We start from the raw sequence: 4,464 nt of genomic DNA, 5'->3' as shown, positions 1-4,464 counted from the left end.
TTTCCTGCCACAACGCGAGATCCAGCTCGGGCCATTCGCCATCCAGCCACAGTCCCGGTTGGCGTGGCAGCTGGGCGGTGCCTGTGCCCAGATGCAGATGCCCGCGCTCCAGGATCCAGCGCCCGTCGCGGTCCGCGAGCTGCAGCGCGGCGCGCAGCACACTGCCATAGCTCAGGTCCACGCGCAGGCCGCTGGCCGCAGCGGGGTCGATGCTGATGGCCACCGGCAGGCTTTCTTCGGCAAGCTTCCCGAACGGCGGCGGCAGGTTGACGGCCAGGCCCGCCAGATCGCTGTGCAGTTGCAGGCGCGCGGGCGTGGCGGTGGTATCGAACAGCATGTCGGCCTGCCAGCGGCTGCTGCCGCGCAGCCGCGCCAGCGCATCCGCGGAGGCCAACCGCGCCAGCCGTGCGGCGTCACGCGGAAACGCCGTTTCGGTTACGGCCTGCAGTCGGGTGAAATGCCGCTCGCCCTGCCGTTCGGGATCCATTTGCAGCAGGAGCTGCAACCCGAGCAGTTCACCGCGCAGATCGCGCGCGTACAGCCCGCCGTTGTCGAAGCGCACCTCGCCGGTGAGGGTGCGGACCGGTTCGGGCAGCTTGGCGTGGTTGAGCTGGGTGCGGCCGTCCAGGCCGACCTTGCCGAACACGCGCGTGGCCTCGAGCTGGTCGAGCGGAATCTCCAGGCGCAGGTCGAGGCTGGCCGGTCCCTGTAGCTTGAGCGCCTGCACCAGGGCAGCGTAGTCCTTGCGCAGGGGGGATTCGGTCAGGAAGCCGAGCATCCTGCCGGCGTCGGCGACCGCGACGCCCTGCACCTCGAGCAGCGGCGTCTTGAAATCCTTGACCTCGGCACGCACCGGGCCCACCGGCGTGCCGAGTATGCGCCCACTGTCCGCAGTGATCAGCATGCTGCGTCCCTGGAAGGTCACGTGCGTGCTGATGCGATCGATGCCCGGCCAGCCCTCGGCGTAGTCGAGCACGCCCTCGCGCACGTCGAAATCCAGACGGAACAGACCAGGTTCGTGGGGATTGTGGTAGGGGAAGTGGTTGAGCAGCCCGCGAATCTGCAGCCGTCCCTGGGAAACCTTGCCGCTGCGGATTGCGCTACGCAGCCACTCGCGCACCGCTTCGTCGATCACGCCCGGTACGCGTGGGATGAAGGGGCGCACGGCATCGACATCCTGCCCGGCGAAGCTCGCGTCCAAGTCGATCTGCGGCGTGCCACCGGCACCGAACAGGCGCAACGCCAGGTCGGCGCGGCCAGCCAGGTCGCCAGGGCCGTGCCAGCGCAGCTGCCGGCCGCTGACCTGCCAGTCACCGCCCTCACGCCGCCAGCTCAGCCCGCCGCTCAGCTCCGTCAGTGGCAAGGGCCGGTCGAAGGTCTCCGGCGCCAGCAGCTGCCCGTTGCGCGTCATCAGCATCAGTTCGCCGCCATCCTGGTCCAGTCGCAGCCGGCCGGTCGCGCCGGCAACGCCGGGCCGGCCGCGGCCGGGGCTCAGCCCCAGGCCCTCGAAGCGCCCCTGCAGCGCGTAGCGCGGCGGGCGGGCCGGCGCAGGATCGGCGGTGGTCGCGCCTTCGTAACGGAAGCGCAGATCCTGTACATGCCCGACCGGCTGCAGGCCGGCGATCCAGTCGTGCTGGCCCCAGTCGAACAGGGCCAGCCATTCGCCGAGCTCGTCGAGTCGCAGCTGGCCGAGGCTGCCGCTCAGCCAGAAGGTCTGTGTCGCGCCGGCCGGCCGATACTCGAATGACCCTGCGGTCGTGGCCGGCTGGCGCGCGGGCGCATCGACCTCGAGGCGTTGCAGCTGCAGGCGCCAGCCACCGGTATTCGTCGCCTCGATCCTGAACTCGGACTGCAGTTCATCCAGGAAGGCGCGTGTGCGGCCTTCGCGCCGCAGGCGCAGCGGGCCGCTATTCACCTCGCCCCCGAGCGAGCGCAGACGCCGGCCGTACCAGCGGCTGTTCAACAGCAGCTGGGCCTCGTCGCCTTCCAGCGCGATGCCCTGGCGCAGCCAGGGCCGCAGCCAGGTGCCCGCCCGCAGTCCGCTGCCGCGCAGAGTGGCTTCGACCTCGAGCCGCTCGAAGTCCTCGAGATCGCCGCGTGCATGCGCTTCCAGTTGCACGCGGCCGCCGATGTCTGCCGGCAGTTGCGCGACGGCGCGCAAGCGGTGGCGCTCGCCGCGGCTGCTCAGCGCAAGCTCGATGTCGCCGATGCGATGGAAGGTGCCCGGGTCGGTGTAGTCGAGCCATAGCAGCTGGCTGTCGGCGATCACCAGCCGGTCGACGCGCTCCGCGGCGCGTGCCAGCCGGTGCCACTCCTCGGCGGTGAGCGGCTTGTCGGAGCGGATGCCGGATACCCGCAGGCTGCCGTCGGCCAGCCGCTCGACCGTCAGCGCCAGGCCCGCCAGGCGCAGCTCGGCCACCTGCAGGCGGCCGATGAGCAGGGCCAGCCACTTGATGCCGACACTCAGCTCACGCAGCTTGAGTGCAGGCGTTTCGCCGTCGTCGCCATACAGCGTGACGTCGAGCAGCTCGAGGCTGGGGCGGAAGCGGCGCCAGCTCAGGTCCAGGGCGCGAATGGTCAGGCGCCGCTCGAGCGCGGCGCTGGCGCGCTGCTCGATGTCATCGCGATAGCCGGGCGCTGCCTTGACCAGCATGCGCGCGGCGCCGACCGCGACCACCGCCAGGATCAGCAGGCCGGCGCCCAGCGTCAGGGAAAGCGTCCAGAGTCGGCGGTAGCGGCGGCGCATGGCAGCAGGACGTCCTTAGACCAGCACCACGTCGAAGCTTTCCTGGGGATACAGGCTCTCGGCCTGCAGGCGGATCGGGCGGTGCACCAGCTCTTCGAGCTCGGCGATCACCCCCGACTGCTCGTCGAGCAGCCGCGCGACCACGTCGGGCGAAGCCAGCACCACCAGCGCGCGCGCATCGAACTGGCGCGCCGAGCGCATGATCTCGCGGAAGATCTCGTTGCACACGGTCTCGATGGTCTTCACGCGCCCGCGCCCGCCGCAGGCCGGGCACGGTTCGCACAGGATGTGCTCCAGGCTCTCGCGCGTGCGCTTGCGCGTCATCTGCACCAGGCCCAGCGCCGACATCTCGCTGATCACCGTCTTGGCCGGGTCGCGCGCCAGCGCCTTCTCCAGGGCACGCAGCACGCCCTCGCGGTGCGCGGGATCCTGCATGTCGATGAAATCGACGATGATGATGCCGCCCAGGTTGCGCAGCCGCAGCTGGCGTGCGATCGCCTGCGCCGCCTCGAGGTTGGTCTTGAGGATGGTCTCCTCGAGATTGCGGTGACCCACGTAGCCGCCGGTGTTCACGTCCACCGTGGTCATGGCCTCGGTCTGGTCGATCACCAGGTGCCCGCCGGACTTGAGCGGCACGCGGCGCTCGAGCGCGCGCGCCAGCTCGTCCTCGACACCGTACAGGTCGAAGATCGGGCCCTCGCCCTCGTACAGCTCGATGCGCGGTTCCATCTGTGGCACGAACTGGCGCGCGAAGGCCACCAGCTGCTGCCAGCCCTCGCGCGAGTCGATGCGCACTCGCTCGACCTCGGTGCCGAGCAGATCGCGCAGGATGCGCATCACCAGCGGCAGGTCGCCATGCACCAGCGTGCCCGCCGCCACCGTCTTTGCCTTGTCCTGCACCGACTGCCACAGCCGCGCCAGGAACTGCATGTCGGCGGCCAGCGCCGCTTCGTCCGCGCCCTCGCCGGCGGTGCGCACGATATAGCCACCGGCCACGCCCCGCTCCGTGATCAGGCGCGTCACCAGCTGCTTGAGGCGGTCGCGCTCGGCCTCGTCCTCGATCTTGACCGACACGCCGGCGCCGGCACCGTCCGGCAGCAGCACCAGGTAGCGTGAGGGAATGCTGATCTGCGTAGTCAGGCGCGCACCCTTGCTGCCGAGCGGATCCTTCTGGATCTGCACCAGCAGCTCATCCCCCTCGTGCAGGTAGCGGCGGATGTCCGGGGTCTCCTCGCCGTTCTGACGCACGGCCTGCGCCAGGTCGGACACATGCAGAAAGGCGGTGCGCTCCAGACCGATGTCCACGAACGCCGCCTGCATGCCCGGCAGCACGCGCTTGACGCGACCCAGGTAGACATTACCGACCAGGCCGTGGCGATCGGCGCGCTGTACGTAGATTTCCTGCAGCTGACCGCCCTCGAGCAGCGCCACGCGGGTTTCGCGCGGGGCCACGTTGACCAGGATTTCGCCGCTCAGCGGTGCCATGCGCCAAGCCTGAAATATTGCTGAATATTCATAAAGCTAAGTGTGTGCGCCGGCTGTGGGCTTGGCAACCGGCCCGACGGGCCGTGCGCTTCAGGCGCGATGATAGGGATGCTGCGTGAGAATGCTCCAGGCGCGATACAGCTGCTCGGCGACCAGCACACGGACCAGCGCGTGCGGCAAGGTCAGCCTGGACAACGACCAGCGGGCCTCGGCTCGCGCCTTGACCTCCGGTG

Annotated in this window: 3 protein-coding genes; all 3 read right to left on the bottom strand. The window is 69.9% G+C overall.

The window, feature by feature from the left end; all coding sequences use genetic code 11:
• The coding region (locus VNJ47_01075) for a DUF3971 domain-containing protein (GenBank protein ID HXG27427.1) at positions 1-2,746 on the bottom strand (2,746 nt) is incomplete at its 3' end.
• A 15-nt stretch (positions 2,747-2,761) separates the two neighbouring features.
• Positions 2,762-4,222, bottom strand: coding sequence for a ribonuclease G (rng, locus tag VNJ47_01070; protein ID HXG27426.1), 1,461 nt, complete (start codon positions 4,220-4,222; stop codon positions 2,762-2,764).
• A 99-nt stretch (positions 4,223-4,321) separates the two neighbouring features.
• Positions 4,322-4,464: 23S rRNA (pseudouridine(1915)-N(3))-methyltransferase RlmH (locus VNJ47_01065; protein ID HXG27425.1), on the bottom strand; the 143-nt coding region annotated here is incomplete at its 5' end.

Source organism: Nevskiales bacterium (assembly GCA_035574475.1).
Taxonomy (GTDB): Bacteria; Pseudomonadota; Gammaproteobacteria; order Nevskiales; family DATLYR01; genus DATLYR01.
Note: the sequence above shows the minus strand (reverse complement) of the source record. Positions and strands in the feature narration are given on the sequence as shown.